This is a genomic window from Streptomyces sp. NPDC049954 (assembly GCF_040656295.1).
In the GTDB taxonomy this organism is placed as follows: Bacteria; Actinomycetota; Actinomycetes; order Streptomycetales; family Streptomycetaceae; genus Streptomyces.
Genome location: NZ_JBFALS010000001.1, coordinates 399070 through 418697, shown reverse-complemented (window position 1 = coordinate 418697; position 19628 = coordinate 399070). Strand labels below are relative to the sequence as shown.

14 protein-coding genes and 1 riboswitch are annotated in these 19628 nt (G+C 71.6%); of the genes, 10 read left to right on the top strand and 4 right to left on the bottom strand.

What is annotated here, in order from left to right:
* The first annotated feature begins 3 nt into the window (after positions 1-3).
* The 5 genes from hpnH to AB0J21_RS01760 all read left to right on the top strand — a co-directional run bounded on the left by hpnH (position 4) and on the right by AB0J21_RS01760 (position 5537).
* Positions 4-1026 (top strand): adenosyl-hopene transferase HpnH, encoded by a 1023-nt coding sequence (gene hpnH, locus AB0J21_RS01780; RefSeq protein WP_363144072.1) that lies wholly within the window; start codon positions 4-6, stop codon positions 1024-1026.
* Positions 1027-1206: 180 nt separating this feature from the next.
* On the top strand, positions 1207-3099 hold the full coding sequence (gene dxs, locus AB0J21_RS01775) for a 1-deoxy-D-xylulose-5-phosphate synthase (RefSeq protein WP_363143762.1): 1893 nt from the start codon (positions 1207-1209) through the stop codon (positions 3097-3099).
* Positions 3096-4538, top strand: coding sequence for an aspartate aminotransferase family protein (locus tag AB0J21_RS01770; RefSeq protein ID WP_363143761.1), 1443 nt, complete (start codon positions 3096-3098; stop codon positions 4536-4538). The genes dxs and AB0J21_RS01770 overlap by 4 nt, the downstream gene beginning before the upstream one ends.
* A gap of 88 nt (positions 4539-4626) precedes the next feature.
* Complete coding sequence (locus AB0J21_RS01765; protein ID WP_363143760.1) at positions 4627-5292, top strand: XRE family transcriptional regulator; 666 nt, start codon at positions 4627-4629, stop codon at positions 5290-5292.
* Entirely contained in the window at positions 5289-5537 is a 249-nt protein-coding gene (locus tag AB0J21_RS01760; RefSeq protein WP_363143759.1) for a DUF6126 family protein, read from the top strand. The genes AB0J21_RS01765 and AB0J21_RS01760 overlap by 4 nt, the downstream gene beginning before the upstream one ends.
* Positions 5538-5558: 21 nt before the next feature.
* On the opposite strand, the gene AB0J21_RS01755 is transcribed toward AB0J21_RS01760, so the two are convergent.
* A complete protein-coding gene (locus AB0J21_RS01755) occupies positions 5559-6356 on the bottom strand; it encodes a tyrosine-protein phosphatase (RefSeq protein ID WP_363143758.1) in 798 nt (265 codons plus the stop codon).
* Between the two features lie 348 nt (positions 6357-6704).
* Positions 6705-6865: riboswitch (cyclic di-AMP (ydaO/yuaA leader) on the top strand.
* Positions 6866-6869: 4 nt separating this feature from the next.
* Here AB0J21_RS01755 and AB0J21_RS01750 point away from each other — a divergent pair.
* The 3 genes from AB0J21_RS01750 to AB0J21_RS01740 all read left to right on the top strand — a co-directional run bounded on the left by AB0J21_RS01750 (position 6870) and on the right by AB0J21_RS01740 (position 10032).
* The gene (locus AB0J21_RS01750) at positions 6870-7616 is read left to right on the top strand and encodes a LysM peptidoglycan-binding domain-containing M23 family metallopeptidase (RefSeq protein ID WP_363143757.1); all 747 of its coding nucleotides are present in this window, start codon (positions 6870-6872) and stop codon (positions 7614-7616) included.
* 254 nt (positions 7617-7870) lie between these two features.
* Positions 7871-8680 (top strand): SGNH/GDSL hydrolase family protein, encoded by an 810-nt coding sequence (locus tag AB0J21_RS01745; RefSeq protein ID WP_363143756.1) that lies wholly within the window; start codon positions 7871-7873, stop codon positions 8678-8680.
* Between the two features lie 143 nt (positions 8681-8823).
* Positions 8824-10032, top strand: a complete 1209-nt coding sequence (locus AB0J21_RS01740) for an MBL fold metallo-hydrolase (RefSeq protein WP_363143755.1) — start codon at positions 8824-8826, stop codon at positions 10030-10032.
* 567 nt (positions 10033-10599) lie between these two features.
* Here AB0J21_RS01740 and AB0J21_RS01735 read toward each other — a convergent pair.
* Complete coding sequence (locus tag AB0J21_RS01735; RefSeq protein WP_363143754.1) at positions 10600-11163, bottom strand: DinB family protein; 564 nt, start codon at positions 11161-11163, stop codon at positions 10600-10602.
* 461 nt (positions 11164-11624) lie between these two features.
* Here AB0J21_RS01735 and AB0J21_RS01730 point away from each other — a divergent pair, with 461 nt between their 5' ends.
* The gene (locus AB0J21_RS01730; protein WP_363143753.1) at positions 11625-14963 is read left to right on the top strand and encodes a GH92 family glycosyl hydrolase; all 3339 of its coding nucleotides are present in this window, start codon (positions 11625-11627) and stop codon (positions 14961-14963) included.
* 58 nt (positions 14964-15021) lie between these two features.
* On the opposite strand, the gene manD is transcribed toward AB0J21_RS01730, so the two are convergent.
* Both manD and AB0J21_RS01720 read right to left on the bottom strand, forming a co-directional pair.
* Positions 15022-16263: a D-mannonate dehydratase ManD gene (gene manD / locus AB0J21_RS01725; protein WP_363143752.1), complete on the bottom strand. Its 1242-nt coding sequence runs from the start codon at positions 16261-16263 to the stop codon at positions 15022-15024.
* A 71-nt stretch (positions 16264-16334) separates the two neighbouring features.
* On the bottom strand, positions 16335-18281 hold the full coding sequence (locus AB0J21_RS01720) for a cellulase family glycosylhydrolase (protein ID WP_363143751.1): 1947 nt from the start codon (positions 18279-18281) through the stop codon (positions 16335-16337).
* Positions 18282-18546: 265 nt separating this feature from the next.
* Between AB0J21_RS01720 and AB0J21_RS01715 the strand changes: the two genes are divergently transcribed.
* On the top strand, positions 18547-19602 hold the full coding sequence (locus AB0J21_RS01715; protein WP_363143750.1) for a LacI family DNA-binding transcriptional regulator: 1056 nt from the start codon (positions 18547-18549) through the stop codon (positions 19600-19602).
* The last annotated feature ends 26 nt before the right edge of the window (positions 19603-19628 follow it).

The following is a 19628-nucleotide window of genomic DNA, read 5'->3' as shown; positions in this document are numbered from 1 at the left end:
CAGATGGCCATGCCGCTGCGCCAGACCATCAGGGTCGGGACGTACTTGATGGAACAGAAACTCCGCAAGCGGACGAAATTCCCGCTGATCGTGGAGTTGGAACCGCTCTACGCGTGCAATCTCGCATGCGAGGGCTGCGGCAAGATCCAGCATCCGGCGGGGGTCCTCAAGCAGCGTATGCCCGTGGCCCAGGCCGTCGGCGCGGTGCTGGAATCGGGCGCGCCGATGGTGTCCATCGCCGGTGGCGAGCCGCTGATGCACCCGCAGATCGACGAGATCGTCCGCCAGCTCGTGGCCAAGCGGAAGTACGTCTTCCTCTGCACCAACGCCATGCTGCTGCGCAAGAAGATGGACAAGTTCAAGCCCTCGCCGTATTTCGCCTTCACCGTGCACATCGACGGGCTGAAGGAGCGGCACGACGAATCCGTCGCCAAGGAGGGGGTGTTCGACGAGGCGGTCGCCGCGATCAAGGAGGCCAAGCGGCGCGGCTTCCGGGTCACCACCAACTCGACCTTCTTCAACACCGACACCCCGCAGACCATCATCGAGGTGCTCGACTACCTCAACGACGACCTCCAGGTCGACGAGATGATGATCTCCCCCGCCTACGCCTACGAGAAGGCTCCCGACCAGGAGCACTTCCTCGGGGTCGAGCAGACCCGCGAGCTGTTCAAGAAGACCTTCGCGGGGGGCAACCGCAGCCGCTGGCGGCTCAACCACTCGCCGCTCTTCCTCGACTTCCTGGAGGGCAAGACCGACTACGACTGCACGGCCTGGGCCATCCCGAACTACTCCCTGTTCGGCTGGCAGCGGCCCTGCTACCTGATGGCCGACGGCTACGTCCCGACCTACCGTCAGCTCATCGAGGACACCGACTGGGACAAGTACGGCCGCGGGAAGGACGACCGCTGCGCCAACTGCATGGCGCACTGCGGCTACGAGCCCACCGCTGTCCTCGCGACCATGGGATCGCTCAAGGAGTCGCTGCGCGCGGCGAGGGAGACCGTCGCGAGCAACCGCTCCTGAGGTGACGAGACGCCCGCGGCCCGGACCACCCGGACCGCCCCGGCCCCTCGACCGCGCCGCCCCGAGCGGGCAGCCGGTCGAGGGGCCGCCGCGTCGTCCGCGGGCCCCGCGCCACCACGAGAAGCGGCCCGCCGCCCGCAGGGACGGCGAGCCGGACGTCCCCAGAGAGAGGGCTGAGACGTGACACTGCTGGAAGGCATCCACGGGCCGCAGGACCTGAAGACGCTGACCGGGGAACAGCTGGTCGAACTGTCCGCGCAGATCCGGGAGTTCCTCATCCAGGCGGTGGCCAGGACCGGGGGCCACCTCGGTCCCAACCTCGGCGTCGTGGAACTGACCGTCGCGCTGCACCGGGTCTTCGACTCGCCCCGCGACCGCGTCCTGTGGGACACCGGGCACCAGAGTTACGTGCACAAACTGCTCACCGGCAGACAGGACTTCTCGAAGCTGCGCGGAAAGGGGGGCCTCTCGGGCTACCCCTCGCGCGCCGAGTCCGAGCACGACGTCATCGAGAACAGCCACGCCTCGACCGTGCTCGGCTGGGCCGACGGGCTCGCCAAGGCCCGCGACGTACGGGGCGAGGACCACCACGTGGTCGCCGTCATCGGGGACGGGGCGCTCACCGGCGGAATGGCCTGGGAGGCGCTCAACAACATCGCCGCCGCCAAGGACCAGCCGCTGGTCGTCGTCGTCAACGACAACGAGCGCTCCTACGCCCCGACCATCGGCGGCCTCGCCAACCACCTCGCGACCCTGCGCACCACCAACGGCTACGAGAAGGTCCTCGCCTGGGGCAAGGACGTCCTGGACCGCACCCCCGTCGTCGGCCGCCCGCTCTACGAGTCGCTGCACGGCGCGAAGAAGGGCTTCAAGGACGCCTTCGCCCCGCAGGGCATGTTCGAGGACCTGGGCCTGAAGTACCTCGGCCCCATCGACGGGCACGACATCGAGGCCGTCGAGTCCGCGCTGCACCGAGCCAAACGTTTCGGCGGACCCGTCATCGTGCACTGCCTCACCGAGAAGGGCCGCGGCTACGAACCCGCCCTCGCCCACGAGGCCGACCGCTTCCACACCGTCGCCGCGATGGACCCGCTCACCTGCGAGGCGCTGACCCCCTCGGGCGGCCCCTCGTGGACCTCCGTCTTCGGCGAGGAACTCGTGCGCATCGCCGAGGAGCGGCCCGAGGTCGTGGCGATCACCGCCGCGATGCTCGACCCGGTGGGCCTGACCCCGTTCGCCGAGCGCTTCCCCGACCGGATCTGGGACGTGGGCATCGCCGAACAGCACGCCACGGTCTCCGCGGCCGGGCTCGCGACCGGCGGGCTGCATCCCGTCGTCGCCCTCTACGCGACCTTCCTCAACCGGGCCTTCGACCAGCTCCTCATGGACGTCGCCCTGCACCGGTGCGGGGTCACCTTCGTCCTGGACCGGGCCGGGGTCACCGGTACCGACGGCGCCTCGCACAACGGCATGTGGGACATGTCCGTCCTCCAGGTCGTGCCCGGACTGCGGATCGCCGCCCCGCGCGACGCCGGCCAACTGCGTGCCCAGCTGCGCGAGGCCGTCGCCGTCGACGACGCCCCGACCCTCGTGCGCTACCCCAAGGAGACGGCGGGGCCCGAGGTGCCCGCGCTGCGCCGCGTCGGCGGGATGGACGTCCTCGCCGAGCCCGGCGCGGGCGAGGACCCCGACGTCCTGCTCGTCGCGGTCGGCGTGATGGCCCCCGTCTGCCTGAGCACCGCCGAACTGCTGCGCGAGCGCGGCATCGGCTGCACCGTCGTGGACCCGCGCTGGGTCAAACCCGTCGACCCCGCGCTCCCCGCCCTCGCCGAACGGCACCGGCTGGTCGCCGTGGTCGAGGACAACAGCCGCAGCGCCGGGGTGGGCACCGCCGTCGCCGCCGCCCTCGGCGACGCCGACGTCGACGTGCCCGTACGGCTCTTCGGCATCCCCGAACAGTTCCTCCCGCACGCCAAACGCGGTGAACTGCTCGCAGACATCGGCCTCACCCCGGTCGAGATCGCCGGCCGGATCGGGGCCCGCATGGCCCGTAAGGAGAACAAGCAGGCATGACAACCGGCACGAGTGGCACCACCGGCGCGCAGACCGGCCCCGGACAGCGGGAGTCCGGGCGCTCCGGCTTCGACCTCGGCGCGCTGCTGGCCGAGCGCGGCCAGGAACGGTACGAGCTGCACACCAAGTACCTCAACCACCAGCTGCCCCGGATGCTGCACACGATCGGCTTCGACCGGGTCTACGAGCGGGCCGAGGGCGCGTACTTCTGGGACGCCGAGGGCAACGACTACCTCGACATGCTCGCCGGTTTCGGCGTCATGGGCCTGGGACGGCACCACCCCGTGGTCCGCCGGGCCCTGCACGACGTCCTCGACGCGCAGCTCGCCGACCTCACCCGCTTCGACTGCCAGCCGCTGCCCGGACTGCTCGCCGAGAAGCTGCTCGCCCACAGCCCGCACCTGGACCGTGTGTTCTTCGGCAACAGCGGCACCGAGGCGGTCGAGACGGCGCTGAAGTTCGCCCGGTTCGCGACCGGCAGGAAACGCGTCCTGTACTGCGCGCACGCCTTCCACGGGCTGACCACCGGCTCCCTCTCGGTCAACGGCGAGAAGGGCTTCCGCGAGGGCTTCGCCCCGCTGCTGCCCGACACCGCCGTCCCGATCGGCGATCTGAAGGCGCTGGAGAAGGAGCTGAAGAAGGGCGACGTGGCCGGGCTCATCATCGAGCCCATCCAGGGCAAGGGCGTCCACGACACCCCGCCCGGCTATCTGCGGGCCGCCCAGGAACTCCTGCACAAGCACAAGGCGCTGCTCATCGCCGACGAGGTGCAGACCGGCCTCGGCCGCACCGGCGACTTCTACGCCTACCAGCACGAGGAGGGAGTCGAACCCGACCTCGTGTGCGTGGCGAAGTCCCTGTCCGGCGGCTACGTCCCGGTCAGCGCCACCCTCGGCAAGGACTGGATCTTCAAGAAGGTCTACTCCTCGATGGACCGGGTCCTCGTGCACTCGGCGAGCTTCGGCGCCAACGCCCAGGCCATGGCGGCCGGGCTCGCGGTGCTCTCCGTCATGGAGGACGAGAACATCGTCGCCAACGCCCGGCGCACCGGCGACTACCTGAAGAACCGCCTCGCCGAGCTGATCCCGCGCTACGAGATGCTCGCCGACGTCCGGGGCCGCGGCCTCATGATCGGCATCGAGTTCGGCCGGCCCGACTCCCTCAAACTGCGCAGCCGCTGGACCATGCTCCAGGCCGCCCGCAAGGGGCTGTTCGCGCAGATGGTCGTCGTACCGCTGCTCCAGAAGCACCGCATCCTGACCCAGGTCTCGGGCGACCACCTCGAAGTCATCAAGCTGATCCCGCCGCTCGTGGTGGGGGAGAAGGAGGCCGACCGCTTCGTGGACGCCTTCACCGCCGTCATGGACGACGCGCACAACGGCGGACTCATGTGGGACTTCGGCAAGACACTCGTGAAGCAGGCGGTCGCCAACCGCTGAGCAGGGAGCGGACGGCCGGACCGAGCCAGAATTTGCCTCCCGGGCAAAAAAATTGCCCGGGAGGCCTTTCCCTGGCTCAATCAGAGGTATGAGCCCTGCCACCCCCGGCGGACGGGACCTCCCGGACCCGCCGGACCAGCACGCCGACGCACCTGACGGCGCCCCGCTCGCCCTGCCCGCGGCCGTCGCCCCGCAGCTGCGGGAACTGCGCCGCCGCGCCGGGCTGACCCTGGAAGCCGCGGCCCAGGCCGCCGGACTCTCACCGGCGCACCTGTCCCGGCTGGAGACCGGCCGCCGCCAGCCCTCCCTGCCGATGCTGCTCGCCCTGGCCCGCACCTACGGTACGGCCGTCTCCGAACTGCTCGGCGAGCACACCGAGGGACGCCAGGCCGTCGTCCGTGCCACCGCGATGGAGCCGACCGCCGCGGGCGGCTGGACCTACTGGCAGGCCGGCGGCCCGGGACGCGGGATGCAGGCGCTGCGCGTCCACGTCCCCTACGGCAGCCAGGGCGACATCGTCCGCGTGCACCCCGGCGAGGAGTGGCTGTACGTCCTCACCGGCCGGCTCAGGCTCCGGCTCGGCGACAGCACCCACCTGCTGGACCCCGGTGACAGCGCGCACTTCGACTCGCTCACCCCGCACCGGATCGCCGCCGTGGACCAGGACGGCGCCGGACTGCTCTTCGTCCACACCCTCATGCAGAGCCCGCTCGGCGCGCTCTGCCTCGGTGACGCACGCCCAGGAGGCGCATGATGTCCCGCCCGGCACCCGAACCCGAACCCGAACCCGTATCCGGGACCGCCCCTCCCGCCGCCCCCGGCTCCGAGGCGCAGGCGGCCCCGGACCAGGAGGGGGACGCCCCGCGCGGGGTGCGCCGGTTCGTGGAGGACAAGATCCCGCGCGGGCTCGCCATCAGGCTGTTCGTCTACATCGTCGCGGGCCACGGACTCGCCGCGTTCCTGTACCTGCTGTTCGAGCTGGGCGCCAGGAACCAGTGAGCCCCGGGCGCCCCGGGCCGGTCATTCGACCAGCCGCGCCCGCAGCCCCTCCCGCAGGTCCGGGGTGAGCCCGAGCACCTCGCCGAAGTACCGCTCGGGCCCGCCCCACACCGTGTCGACGGCCTCCAGGGCCGCCCGCAGGTACTCCACTCGTGCCTCGAACAACGGGTTGAGCAACTCCATCACCTCGGGCGCCATCGCCTCGGGGGAGTCGCTGCCGCGCCGGACGAGGTAGCGGCGGTGCGGGGCGTTCGACTCCAGGTAGTCCGCCTCGATCGCCTCCCGCTCGACGCCCACCGCGAGCAGCGTGAGCGCTATGGAGGTGCCCGCGCGGTCCTTCCCGGCCGCGCAGTGCAGGAGGGCCGGCAGGCTGTCCGTCGCCATCGCGCGCAGCAGCCGCCCGTACTCGTCGGTCCGCTCCTCGACCAGCTCCCGGTAGGTGGCCGCCATCCGCGCCTCCGCCCGGCCCTCGCCGAGCAGCTCCCGCAGCTGCGCCAGCTCCCCGTGCCGCACCATCCGCCAGAACTCGGCGCCGTCCGCGGGGTCGTTGAGCGGCAGGTGCACGTTGCGCACCCCGGGCAGCTCGACGTCCGGGCCCTCCAGTGCCTGGTCCGCCGCGTTGCGGAAGTCGAAGACGGTGCGCAGGCCGAGCGAGGAGAGGAAGCTCACGTCCTCGGCGCTCGCGTGCGCGAGGTGGCCGCTGCGGTAGAGCCGGCCCGGGCGCACCCGCCCGCCGTCCACCGTGGGCAGCCCGCCCACGTCCCGGAAGTTGCGTACGGCGGTCAGCTCGGGCTCGGCCTGCGGCACCTGCTGCGTCACGGGGATTCCCTTTCCGGTGGGCCGCCGGCGCGGCTCGCCGGCACGGCGCGAGCCCGACCCTACGACAGACGCCCGTCCCCCCGACAGGACGTCGGACGGTCCTGAGGGGCCGGGGTGAGCAGCGTCATAACCGTGACGGTCCGTACCGGCCGCCCTTTCCGTCGAGGCCGCATTCCTCCGGCGGATGCAGGGAAGTGAAGATCAAAATTCCACGGAGCGTGACAGAAATCCGCTCAATGGATCACTAAAAGGGATACACGCGGGAAAGGTATGGCTTGTCCGGCGAGTTCCCACTCCTTTACGGTCACCCTCAGTCCGGCCGGAACGCCCAATCCTGCCGCCGCCCGGATTCCCGCTCCACTCACACCCGTACCGGCAGGAACGGGGGACCCACAGGCATCACCGCCGCCCGGTCCACCGGACGGCTAGGGGTGAAGCCGCGTTCACGCGGCCGGGCAGCTCCAGCCCGAACCCGACAGCTCACCTCGTAGGCGACGGAGAAAGAACACCACCATGCCCGCACAGGGTAAGAACCGCCGTTCGCTGTCCCACCGCCTCGCGCTGATCGGCACCACCGGTGCCGCCGCGGTGGTGCTCCCGCTGACCGCCGCGGCCGGCGCGCACGCCGCCGCCCCCGAGGCCGCCCCGCAGAAGGCCGACACCACCTACACGGTGGTGAAGGGCGACACCCTGGCCAAGATCGCCAGGACGCACCACGTCGACGGCGGCTGGAAGAAGCTCTACGAGATCAACAAGAAGGCCGTCGGCGCCAACCCGAGCATCATCAAGCCGGGCCTCAAGATCACCCTGGAGGCCGCCAAGGCCGCGGCCCCCGCCGCGAAGCCCGCCCCCGCGGACTCCGGCTGGACCGCGCCCGTCGTCGGCGTCAAGGGCGGCGGCTACGGCAACTCCGGCAACCTGTGGTCGCACGGCCACACCGGCGCCGACTTCCCCGTCTCCACCGGCACTTCGGTCAAGGCCGTGTCCAACGGCACCGTCATCGCCGCCGGAGACGGCGGCGCCTACGGCAACCAGATCGTCATCAAGCACGGTGACGGCCACTACTCGCAGTACGGCCACCTCTCCTCGATCGGCGTGTCCGTCGGGCAGACCGTGACCGAGGGCCAGCAGATCGGCCTCTCCGGTGCCACCGGCAACGTGACCGGCCCGCACCTGCACTTCGAGATCCGCACCGGCCCGGACTACGGCTCCGACATCGACCCGCTGGCCTTCCTCGCCCAGCACGGCGTCAACGCCTGATCCGGCCCCTCCCGGACCGCACCGGCCCGCCCGCCCGCGCCCCGCGCGGCGGGCGGGCCGACGCGCACTCCACGGGGCCCGCGCCCCCCATCGCGGCGGCGACGGAAAAGCGACAACGATCCGTTCTCCGACTCAGTCACACCAGGCCCGCCCTATTCCTGAATTGGGCGAGATTTGACCGGTGGTCTTTCTCACCCCCCGTCAACCCCTGCCTACGGTGGCGTAGGTCACTCGGCCAGGTGAATGATGCCGAGGTGGCACAAGAATCGAGGTTCCCCCGTAGCAGCGCCCTTTCGGGAGAGGGCATCATCGCGTCGTACGCGGCCGTCGGCGACAGCTTCACCGAAGGCGTCGGCGACCCCGGCCCCGGCGGTGTCTACGTCGGCTGGGCCGACCGGCTCGCCGTCCAGCTCGCCGACCGGCTCCCCGAACACGACTTCCGCTACGCCAATCTCGCGGTGCGCGGCAAACTCCTCGACCAGATCGTCGCCGACCAGGTGCCCCGCGCCAAGGAACTCGCCCCCGACCTCGTGACCTTCGTGGCCGGCGGCAACGACATCCTGCGGCCCGGCAGCGACCCGGACGACGTCGCGGCCCGCTTCGAGAGCGCCGTCGCCGACCTCACCTCCGCCGTCGGCACCGTCCTCGTCGCGACCGGCTTCGACACCCGGGACACCCCGGTGCTGCGCCGGCTGCGCGGAAAGATCGCCACGTACAACGCCCACGTGCGCGCAGTCGCCGACCGCCACGGCTGCCCGGTCCTCGACCTGTGGTCGCTGCGCTCGGTCCGCGACCGCCGGGCCTGGGACGCCGACCGGCTCCACCTCGGGCCCGAGGGGCACACCCGGGTCGCCCTGCGCGCCGCCCAGGTCCTCGGCCTCGACGTGCCCGCCGACCCGGAACAGCCCTGGCCGCCGCTGCCCCCGCGCGGCACCCTGGAGCACCGCCGCGACGACATCACCTGGGCGCGCGACCACCTCGTCCCGTGGATCGGCCGCCGGCTGCGTGGCGAGTCCTCCGGCGACCACGCGCACGCCAAGCGCCCGGACCTGCTGCCCCTGTAACGCCGCGCGCACCGCCCCGGCGGCCCCCGGCGCCGACCGCGCCCGGAGGGGACGGCCGCCGGGCGGGCCCGCCCGGGCCCCGCACATAATGGGTAGCCCACCGAGACGACGGGCAGCCCGCCCCGAGACCTTGAGGAGGCGCCGTGACCGACGCCCGTTCCCTGCGCTCCGAACTGCGCTCGCTGCGGCCCCTCGCCTTCGGCGCGGACGCCACCGGTGCCAGGCTGGAGCGCATCCACCAGTCCCCGCACTTCGACCGGGACCGCGGCGTCTTCCGCAACCCCGACGGACCGAAGGCCCCGCCGCCCGGTTCGCGCCTGGAGTTCCTCCAGAACTTCTTCCGCAAGGACCAGCGTGCGCTGCGCGCCCCCGAGGGCACCCTGCCGGTCCACCCCACCACTCTCGCGGACCTCACGCGCGAGCCCGCCCCGGGACTGCGGATCACCTGGATGGGACACTCCAGCGTCCTCGCCGAGATCGACGGCGCCCGCGTCCTGTTCGACCCGGTGTGGGGCGAGCGCTGCTCCCCGTTCTCCTTCGCCGGACCCAAGCGGCTGCACCCCGCCCCGGTGCCGCTGGAGGCGCTCGGCCCGGTCGACGCGGTCGTCATCTCGCACGACCACTACGACCACCTCGACCTGCCCTCGATCCAGCGCCTCGCCCGGACCGGCACCGTCTTCGTGGTCCCGCTCGGCATCGGCGCCCACCTGGAGCGCTGGGGCGTGGCGCCCGAGCGGCTGCGGGAGCTGGACTGGCACGAGTCGACGCGTATCGCGGGCCTCGACTTCACCGCGACCCCGGCCCGGCACTTCTGCGGCCGCGGCCTGCGCAACCAGCAGCACACCCTGTGGGCCTCCTGGGCGGTCACCGGCCCCGAGCACCGCGTCTACCACAGCGGCGACACGGGCTACTTCCCCGGCTTCCGCGACATCGGCACCGCGCACGGCCCCTTCGACGTGACGATGATCCAGATCGGCGCCTACTCCCCGTACTGGCCGGACATCCACATGACCCCCGAGGAAGGTCTCCGGGCCCACCTCGACCTCCAGGGCGGCTCCCCGTCCGGTGTCCTGCTGCCGATCCACTGGGGCACCTTCAACCTCGCCCAGCACGCATGGGCGGAGCCGGGGGAGTGGACGAGGGACGCGGCCGAGGAGGCGGGGCAGGCGGTGGCGTTCCCCCGTCCGGGCGAGCCGTTCACGCCGTCGGGAGAGGTGCCGGGGGAGCCGTGGTGGCGGACGGTGTCCGCGCCGATCGCGCGTCCGTGGCGCCGCCCCCGGATGATCGACGACAGGGCTGAGGGCGTGGCCGGAACGAGCAAGGGCGAACTTGACCTCGCTGGGGGGCAGTGACGTCGGCCGCGGATACCTGGGCCGAGTCCGGAGAGACGCGCCGGATGCTGGTGTGTCTCCCGGCCGGAGCGCGACGGTGTGGCCCGGGCCTGGGAAAGGGCGCTCGGGGCGGAGCGGCAAGCTCCTGCGCGGAGTGTCAGGCCCTCGCTGTCCCCTGAAGACACGTCTGGGGTCGTCATCCGAACACGCGCGGTGAGGCGTTGAGCGCGTAGGAGGGGCCCGGTCGGCCCGGCGCCCGACTGCACTGCCCGGCCAGTGTCGTTGGCAGCCTCCAGGGTGCTGCGGATGTCTGCCTCATCGCTTCGACCCGACGCCGAGCCTCCCCTGGCAGGCGGTCCGGGCACCGATTCACCACCTCGCGACATCCGGTCTTACCTCGGGTGTGCGCCGGTCAAGGGCGACCGGCCGTGAATCGGGCAGGCGGGGAGCATCAGCGCGGGGTTGCTTCAAACGGCAACAGCGACGCACGGAAAAGGCTGAAGACCGTGAGGCCCATCGGCGGCCGCAGCCATGGGGCGTCACGGATTCCACGTAAGTCTCCGCAGCCCGATCGCCGATTACCGAAAGTCATATTCGGTGCGGTCCGGCTCCGTCCTGCCAGCGGTAGAGGTCGCGCAGCAGGGAGATCTCGGCGCCGTGATGGATCAGCTCCCTGTTGACGTGCAGGACCCGGTTCTCCATGGGAAACCGCTCGGGACCCACCACGGGCGGGTTGTCCAGGTCGGCGTCCGAGAGCTCGCGGACCCCCGCGTTCCATCTCCCGTACATCTCATCGAGCTGTTTCAGCGCCTCGTCAGCGGTCCCCGCGTAGGCGAATGTCTCAGAGTCGGCATCCTGGCCGCCGAAGTACCACCCGACCCGATAGCCCAGGCACGAGACGATGATGTGCGCCAGCCGCCAGGCAATCGTGGTCACCGGTGCCGGGACCGGTGCAGGGGACGCGGAGTCCATCGTCCATTCCCCCGAGCCTTCCAGCATCGGTGCGGCCGACGTGCCACGTGGGCGGATGCTCCAGCAGCCGCGCACCGGCTCCCAGAAGTACTCCTCGTCGGTAAGACCGTCCAGCCGTGGCCGCAGGTTCTTGCGCCAGTACCAGTCCGACTGCTCCGCGAGCCGCTCGCTTCTTGTCATCGCCGCACACTACAGACCCGTCGGGCAGAGTGATCGTCGCCGTCTGGGGGGCGGGGGGAAGATCGTGCCCGGGAACCGATCGTTTTGCCTTGTCTGCCTGTGTAGACATGAGTTGGGAGGGCTCTGATCCATTCACTGGGCCGGAGCCGGAGCCGGCTCCGGCGCGCGGCAGTGGCGGTCCGGGCCGGTGAAGGGGGCCGCGCTCGCCCTCCGGAGGCGTCTCCGCGACGTCTCGTCGGCCGGTTCCGTCGGCCCGCCGCGAAGTCGAACCAGGGATTCCGCCCCCTTGACACCGTCAGATCGATGGGAGGACCATCCGGTTCAGCTTTGACAACGTTGTCCCGGCGGTGGCCACTTCGGGGGCGGGGTGAGCGGTGGGTGTGGACCGACGCGCACTGATCCTCCGTCAGGCGCAAGGTGGCCGCCCGTCCGACAGAAGGGCAGGAAGAGTGTCCGACACAGTGACACGCCGTAGAGGCCCGGTGCGCCGGGCGGCCGGTGGCGTCGTGGTCCTGGCCCTCGCGGCCCTCGGCCTCTCGGCCACGGCGACACCCGCGAGCGCGGCCCACGACCACCCGGCCGCCGTCACCGATCCGGCCGCCCACGTCAACCCGTTGATCGGTTCGGCCAACGCGGGCAACACCTACCCGGGCGCCGTACGGCCCTTCGGGATGCTGTCCTGGAGCCCGCAGACCTCCAACGGCAAGCAGGTGTCCAATCCGGCGCCCGGCGGCTACCAGTACGACGCCAAGAAGATCCGCGGCTTCAGCCTCACCCACCTCGACGGGGTCGGCTGCTCCGGGGCCAACGGCGACGTGCCGATCATGCCGTACCCCGGGGGGGTGGACTCCTCACCCACCGCCGACACCGAGGACGCGACGTACGCCTCCACCTTCTCCCACGCGAACGAGACCGCCCGGGCCGGCTACTACAAGGTCGCGCTCGACAGCGGGGCCTCGGCCGAACTGACGGCCACCGAGCGCACCGGCTCCGGCCGCTTCACCTTCCCCGCCGGGAAACCCGCGAGCATGCTGGTGCGCGGCTCCAACGCCGAGTCCGGCAGCGCCGACGCGCGGATCCACGTGGACCGGGCCGCCCGGACCGTGACCGGCTCCATCAGCGCCGGCAACTTCTGCGGACCGCAGAACGCCAACAACCGCAAGGACCTCTACACCCTCCACTACACCGTGCACTTCGACCGGCCCTTCGCGAAGTCCGGTACATGGAAGGACGGTTCGCTCCAGCCGTCCGCCACCTCGGCCACCGGCGGGACGGGCTACAGCTCCTCGGGCAACCCCGTCGCGGGCAAGGGCTCGGGCGCCTACGTCACCTTCCCGGCCGGCACCACCGAGGTCGGCGCCAAGGTGGCCGTCTCCTACGTCGGCGACCGGGGCGCCGAGGCCAACCTGCGCGCCGAGAACCCGCCGCACAAGAGCTTCGACGCCGTCGAGCACGAGGCGACAGAGGCCTGGCAGAAGGCGCTGCGCACCGTCGAGGTCGGCGGCGGCGGCGAGGAGCAGTACAACACCTTCTACACGGCGCTCTACCACTCGATGCTCGAACCGACGCTGACCAGCGACAGCGACGGCACCTACACGGGTGCGGACGGAAAGACGCACCGCCTCGCGCACGGTCAGCGCGCCCAGTACGGCACCTTCTCCGGCTGGGACCAGTACCGCGCCCAAGTACAGCTCCTGACGCTCCTGAACCCGAAGGCCGGGAGCGACTACGCCCAGTCCCTCTACAACTACGCCGGACAGCGCGGCGGCGAGTGGGATCGCTGGCTGCTGGAGCACGGCAAGACCAGCGTCATGTCGGGCGACCCCTCCGACGCGGCCCTGGCGGGCATTTACGCCTTCGGCGGGCGCGACTTCGACGTCAAGGGCGCCGTCGCCTCACTCGTCAAGGCCGCCACCGTCCCCACCGCCAACGACTCCGACAGCGCCGGCTGCAACGTCGAGTGCGTCGGCCAGCGGCCCGCGCTCGACCAGTACCTCAAGCTCGGCTACGTACCGGCCGACAACTGCCACTGCTGGGGCGGCGCCGCCGAGACCCTGGAGGACGCGGCCGCCGACTACGGCCTCTCGGAACTCGCGGGCGCCGTCGGCGACAAGGCCGCGCAGAAGCGGTTCCTCGACCGCTCGGGCAACTGGACGAACGTCTTCGACCCGACGGCCACCCCCGAGGGCGGATACATCCGCGACCGCAAGGCGGACGGCACCTGGGCGGGCACCTTCACCCCCGCCACCGGCGCCGGATTCGTCGAGGGCACCAGCGCCCGCTACAGCTGGATGGTCTACTCCGACGTGGCCAGGCTGGCCCGCGCGATGGGCGGCAGGGACAGGACGGTGGAGCGCCTCGACGCCTTCTTCCGCGACGCCGACGGGACGTTCGACTTCTCCGCGAAGGACGACACCCGCTACGACCCGACCAACGAGCCCGACATCAACGCGCCCTACCTGTACGACTACCTGGGCGCCCCCTACAAGACGCAGGAGACGGTCCGCGCCGAGCTGGACCAGCTGTGGACCAACAGCCCCGGCGGCATCCCCGGCAACGACGACGCGGGCACCATGTCGTCCTGGTACGTGTTCTCCGCGCTCGGCGTCTACCCCCAGAACCCGAGCCGCGCCGACCTCGCGCTGAGCGCCCCGCTGTTCCCGCACGCGGTGGTCCACGCCGGGCACGGCCGCACCCTCACCATCAACGCCCCGGGTGCCTCGAAGGACAACAAGTACATCCGCGGACTGCGGACCGACGGCCGCAGCTCGCACCAGCCCTGGGTGCCCGCCTCCTTCGTCGAGCACGGCGGCACGCTCGACTTCACTCTCGGCAGTGAGCCCGACACCTCCTGGGGCGGCGCCGAGGCCGACGCCCCGCCCTCCTTCCCCGGCGGCGGCGACACGTACTTCACCGGCACGCAGCCCGGCACGGTGAAGACCGAACCCGGCGGTGCGGACACCAAGGCCTCCGTCACGGTGCGGACCCTCCAGGACAAGGCCGAGACGGTGCGCTGGGAGGCCACCGCACCCGACGGGCTCACCGTGACGCCCGCGAACGGGCAGATCGCCGTGCCCGGCGCGGGTTCCGCGAGCGCCACCCTCTCCGTGGCCGCCGGGGCCGGCACGAAACCCGGTTTCTACTCCGTCCCCGTGACGCTGAAGTCGGCCTCCGGCGCCGAACTGCCGAAGACCTCGCTCTCCGTGACCGTCGCGCCCGAGAACAGCCTGCTGTGGAACCTCAACAACCAGGCAGTGACCACCGAGGACAGCGGCGCCGACGGCAACTTCGACGGGGAGGGCTTCAGCTACTCCGCGAAGGCGCTCGCGGCAGGAGGCGCGAAGCCGGGCTCCACGGTCTCCTCCGGCGGCTTCGACTTCACCTGGCCGGACACCAAACCCGGTGACCCCGACAACATCGAGGTGACCGGCGGCGGACAGGTCCTCGCCGTCCCCGCGACCCAGGGCGCCACCAAGCTGAGCCTGCTCGGCAGCGCCGCCGAGGGCACGGCGAGCGGTACGGCGACGCTGACCTACACCGACGGCAGTACGCAGCAGGCCGACATCGGGTTCAGCGACTGGACACTCGCCGCGGGCGCCGACGAGCCCTCCTTCGGCAACACGATCGCCGTGCACACCGACTACCGGCTCGCCACGGGCGGAGAGAAGGACCCGGTGGGCGCCGAGATCTTCGCCACCGCGCCCGTACCGCTCCAGGCCGGGAAGCAACTCGCGAGCGTGACCCTGCCGAAGACCACCGAAGGAGGCGTCCTGCACGTCTTCGCCGCGGCGACGGCCTGATCCCCGCCGCCTTCCGTGGACCGGGCGAGCAGTCGCCCGGTCCACGGAAGGCGGCCTCTCACCAGTCGTGGACCGTACCGTCGGTCAGCCGGTTCACCGGCAGGTACGCCGGCCGGTACGGGAAGCGCGCCGCCGCCTCCTCGTTCAACTCCACGCCCAGCCCCGGAAGTTCGCCCGGGTGCAGCAGGCCGTCCGTGAAGCTGTACGAGGTGCGGAACACCTCCAGTGTCTCCGGGGAGTGCCGCATGTACTCCTGGATGCCGAAGTTGTGCACGGCCAGGTCCAGATGCAGGGCGGCGGCCATCCCCACCGGCGAGATGTCGGTGGGCCCGTGCATCCCGGACCGCACGCCGTACACCGCGGCCAGGTCGAGCAGTCTGCGCATCCCCGTGACCCCGCCGGCATGGGTGACGGCGGAGCGGACGTAGTCGATGAGCCGCTCGTGCAGCAGAGTGGTGTAGTCGTGCACCGAGTTGAAGACCTCGCCGATCGCCAGCGGGGTCGTGGTGTGCGCACGGATCACGCGCAGCGCCGACTGGTCCTCGCCGGGGGTGGCGTCCTCCAGCCAGAACAGGTCGTAGGGCTCCAGGTCCTTGCCCAGCCGCGCGGCCTGGATCGGCGTCATGCGGTGGTGTCCGTCGTGCAGGAGCGGCAGCCCGGGGCCGAACTCAGCGCGTACCGCCTCGAACACGGCCGGCATGTGCCGCAGATACGCCCGGGTGTCCCACACCTCCTCGGCGGGCCGCGCGGGGCCGCCCGCCGGCCGCCGGGCCGGTTCGTAGTCGTAACGCTCCCCGCCGCCCGCCGCCGAGGCGGCCACCCCGTACACCGAGTCCAGCCCGGGGATGCCGCTCTGGACACGGATGGCGCGGTAGCCGTCCGCCAGGTGCGCGCGCACCGAGTCGAGGAGTTCGGGCACGTCCCGGCCCGAGGCGTGCCCGTAGGCCAGGGCGCCGGTGCGGCAGGCACCGCCGAGCAGTTGGTACAGCGGCAGACCGGCCGCCTTCGCCTTGATGTCCCACAGGGCGGTGTCCACCGCCGCGATCGCGGCCATGGTCACCGGGCCCCGGCGCCAGTACGCCCCCCGGTACAGGTACTGCCAGGTGTCCTCGATCGCGCTCGCGTCCCGGCCCACGAGCAGCGGGGCCACATGCTCGCGCAGGTAGGCCTCCACGGCCAGTTCCCTGCCGTTGAGCGTCGCGTCACCGAGCCCGCTGAGCCCGTCGTCCGTGGTGATGCGCAGAGTGACGAAATTGCGTCCCGGGCTCGTGACGACCGTGTCCGCGGCGGTGATTCTCACGGTTCCTCCTGGATGACCGTTGGTGGGTGCGTGGGGCTGGGGAAGCTGGTGCCGTTACGGCTCCCTGGTGCTCAGTCCTCACAACGGGCGGCCACCACGACGCCGTACGTGTCGAGCGCGACGCTGGTGAGGGGCGCGCCCTCCAGATCAGTGAGCCTGCCCCGGCGCACCTCGGGCGTGACGGTCAACGGGGCCGGGTGCTGGCTCACGAACCACACGAAGCGCCGGCCGTCCGTGTGCTCCATCTCCGCGCTCAGTACCCGCCCGTCGTCCACGGTCACCACCGGACTCGCGCCGGACTCGGCCGCGAGCGCGGCGTACAGCCGCCAGGTCGGCTCGGGGTTGACCGCCGGGACACTGGCCGCCATGTGTTCCAAGGGGTAGGTGCACAGCACGAGTTGACCCGATCCGACGCGCCTGCGCAGCAGGGCGGGACGGCCGTGCGCGTCGGTGGCCACGACCTCGGCGCTCTCCGGCACCACCGGCAGGAAGGTCCGCGAGTGCACGGTGCCCGCGACCGGGAAGACCAGTTCCTCGCCGGCCTTGATCGCACCGAAGTCCTTCTGGAAGACCATGCGCAGTTCGTCGTCCTCGATCGGGTCGGTCAGCCCGTACCGCACCTGCTTGCGCACCCCGAAGGTCTCGTCCAGCTTCGGCCACCACGAGCCGCGCTGGTTGCCGTGCGTACCCACGAAGTACGAGGCGTACACGGTGGCGCCGCGTTCGGCGTGCGCGCGCAGCGTCCGCCAGGTGGGCGCCGTGAGCGCCTTCGTGCTCGGCACCAGGTACAGCGCGCTGTCCCCGGGCAGCCCGTCCGCCTCCCGCGCCACCCCCACCGGCAGATCCGCCTCGCGCGCGGCCACGTACGCCTGCCGCGTCACCGACAGGACCGCGGCGGGGTCCTCGGGCTGGGTGAAGGGGTACATCTTCTCCAGGAACGAGGACACGACGAGCGTGATGTCCGTGTCGGGGCGCCACAGCCGGGGAAAGTCCGTGCGCTCCAGGACCTCCGTGAACCGCTTCACCTCCAGCAACTGCCGCTTGGGCCGCCCCTGGTCGTCGGTGAGCCCGAAGTGCATCTCGAAGGGGTGGTGGGAGTACGGCTCCTGGTCGGCCAGGGCGTCGTAGTCGGTGTTGTTCCAGGGAATCCAGCCCGTCGCACCGGCCAGCAGCGTGTTGTGCAGCGTCTGGCGGTAGTAGTGCGCGGCGTTCTCCTGCGAGGTGTAGTCGCAGCTCACCCCGAACTCCTCCATCACCACCGGCTTCCCGCCCAGGTCGAGGAGTTCGCACGTGAAGGCGGCCCCGAGGAACTGCCGTACCGGGTCGTCCTCCATGCGGTACACATGCGGGCCGTGGAAGTCGATCAGCGGCTCCAGTTCGCGCACCCGGAAGCCGTTGTCCGCCCCGGTCGTCTCCACGCCCCAGGAACCGTCGCCGACCGAGACCGGCTGGGTCGCCCCCGCCTCGCGCACCGCCGTGATCAGGGTCCCCGCCCACGCGGTGACCCGCTCGTGCTCCAGTGTGCCGATCCCGCGGGAGCGCCAGTCGGCGTAGATCGGTATCTCGTTGGACAGCAGCCAGCCCGCGACCGAGGGGTGGTCCTTCCACCGGGCGGCGCACTCGCGGACGTACCACGCCTGACGCTCCACGAACCACTCGTCGGCGAAGACGTCGCGGCCCTCGCGCCACACCGGATCCCAGTTCTGCCCCGACATGTGGCCCACGAGGAAGGTGGGGATCGTCGTCATGCCCAGGGCGCGGTGCTGCTCCAGGAAGTCGTCGAAGCGCTCCAGCATCCGCTCGTCGAGACGGTCGGGCTCCGGCATGAAGTCGGGCCAGTACAGGAAGGAGCGGGTGAGCGTGATGCCGTGCTCGCGCAGGACCTCCAGCTCCTCCCGCACGACCGCGCGGTCGTAGGAACGCCACATGAGCGGGCCGCCGGTACGGGACCAGTAGTTGACGCCCACCCAGACCGTGGGCCGGTCCGCCGTGCCGAGCTTGGCCGCGTTGCGATGCATGAGAGTCCTGTCGGTCGAATCGGAAGATCCTCCACAGGTATATCGATTGACTGAAGCTCTGTCGAGAGGCTGTTCAGCCTTTGGTAAATCGATTTCCCTCCGGGCTTCCGTACCGCCGCCGCTCCCGGCGTCCGGCCGACTGGTACTGTGACGGCGCTCGCCTCCGGGGCCTGCCGTCCACGCGTGGTCCGGCGCCGTCGGGCCGGGTGTGGCGCAGTCCCGCAGAGGTCCTGCGGAGGTCCTACAGAGGAGGGGCTCGCTTCTCATGGCGGGAGGGACGAAGCCGGGCCGCGGCGGGAGCGGCCGGACGACGATCGCCGACGTGGCGACCCTGGCGGGGGTGTCCCCCTCGGCCGTCTCGAAGATCGTGAACGGCAAGGGCTCGTTCCCCGAGGCTACCCGGGAACGGGTGCGCCGGGCCGCCGCCCAGCTCAACTGGACGCCCTCGGCCGCCGCTGTGGCGCTGCGCGGTGCCAGGACCCGGGCCATCGGCATGATCGCCGGGCGCGACCCCGACCTGCTCAACTCCGATCCGTACTTCACCCTGCTGATCGCCGGTATCGAGAGCGAACTCGCCCCGCGCGACTACGGTCTCCTGCTGCACATCGTCGGGGAGGAGCCGGGCGCCGAGGAACGCGCCTACCGGCGGCTGGCCGACGAACGAAGAGTCGACGCGGTGATCCTCACCGAGAGCCGCGTGGGCGACGGCCGGTTCGCCCTGCTGCGCACCCTCGGCCTGCCCGCCGTCCTGGTCGGCACGCCCTGGCAGCCCGACCCGGTCCCCACGGTCCAGGCCGCAGGCCAGGAGCAGGGCCTGACCGAGGCGGTCGACCACCTCGTCGCCCTCGGCCACCGGCGCATCGCCTACGTCGGCGGGCCCGAGGACCGCGTCCACACCGGCTACCGGCGACAGGTGTTCCTCGACGCGCTGCGCCGCCGCGGCCTGTCGCCCAGCCACCTGCTGACCTCGGACTTCGCGGGCCACACCACGGGCGAGGTGGTCACCGAGGTGCTCGGCCGCGAGGACGCCCCCACGGCGATCGTCTTCGCAGGCGACATGATGGCCCTCGCGGGGGTCTCCGCGGCCCGCCGCCTGGGCGTCGACGTACCCGGCGGGCTCTCCGTCGTCGGCCACGACGACCTGCCCGTCGGCCGGATGCTGCACCCGCGGCTGACCACCGTCCGCCAGGACCTCGCCCAGCTCGGCCGCGCCGCCGCGCTGGACCTGCTGGGGCGCCTCGGCGAGGAGGGCGTGGACCGGGAGACGGTGGTGGCCCCGCCGCGACTGGTGGTGCGCGAGTCCACGGCGCCGCCCCCGTAGCGGGAGCGGACGCGGCGGCCCGGCAC

What these genes read in the sequence shown, in the direction of transcription:
- hpnH (WP_363144072.1), top strand. Translation starts at nt 4, where the DNA reads ATGGCCATGCCGCTGCGCCAGACCATCAGGGTCGGGACGTACTTGATG.
- AB0J21_RS01770 (WP_363143761.1), top strand. Translation starts at nt 3,096, where the DNA reads ATGACAACCGGCACGAGTGGCACCACCGGCGCGCAGACCGGCCCCGGA.
- AB0J21_RS01765 (WP_363143760.1), top strand. Translation starts at nt 4,627, where the DNA reads ATGAGCCCTGCCACCCCCGGCGGACGGGACCTCCCGGACCCGCCGGAC.
- AB0J21_RS01760 (WP_363143759.1), top strand. Translation starts at nt 5,289, where the DNA reads ATGATGTCCCGCCCGGCACCCGAACCCGAACCCGAACCCGTATCCGGG.
- AB0J21_RS01750 (WP_363143757.1), top strand. Translation starts at nt 6,870, where the DNA reads ATGCCCGCACAGGGTAAGAACCGCCGTTCGCTGTCCCACCGCCTCGCG.
- AB0J21_RS01735 (WP_363143754.1), bottom strand. Translation starts at nt 11,163, where the DNA reads ATGACAAGAAGCGAGCGGCTCGCGGAGCAGTCGGACTGGTACTGGCGC.
- AB0J21_RS01720 (WP_363143751.1), bottom strand. Translation starts at nt 18,281, where the DNA reads ATGCATCGCAACGCGGCCAAGCTCGGCACGGCGGACCGGCCCACGGTC.
- AB0J21_RS01715 (WP_363143750.1), top strand. Translation starts at nt 18,547, where the DNA reads ATGGCGGGAGGGACGAAGCCGGGCCGCGGCGGGAGCGGCCGGACGACG.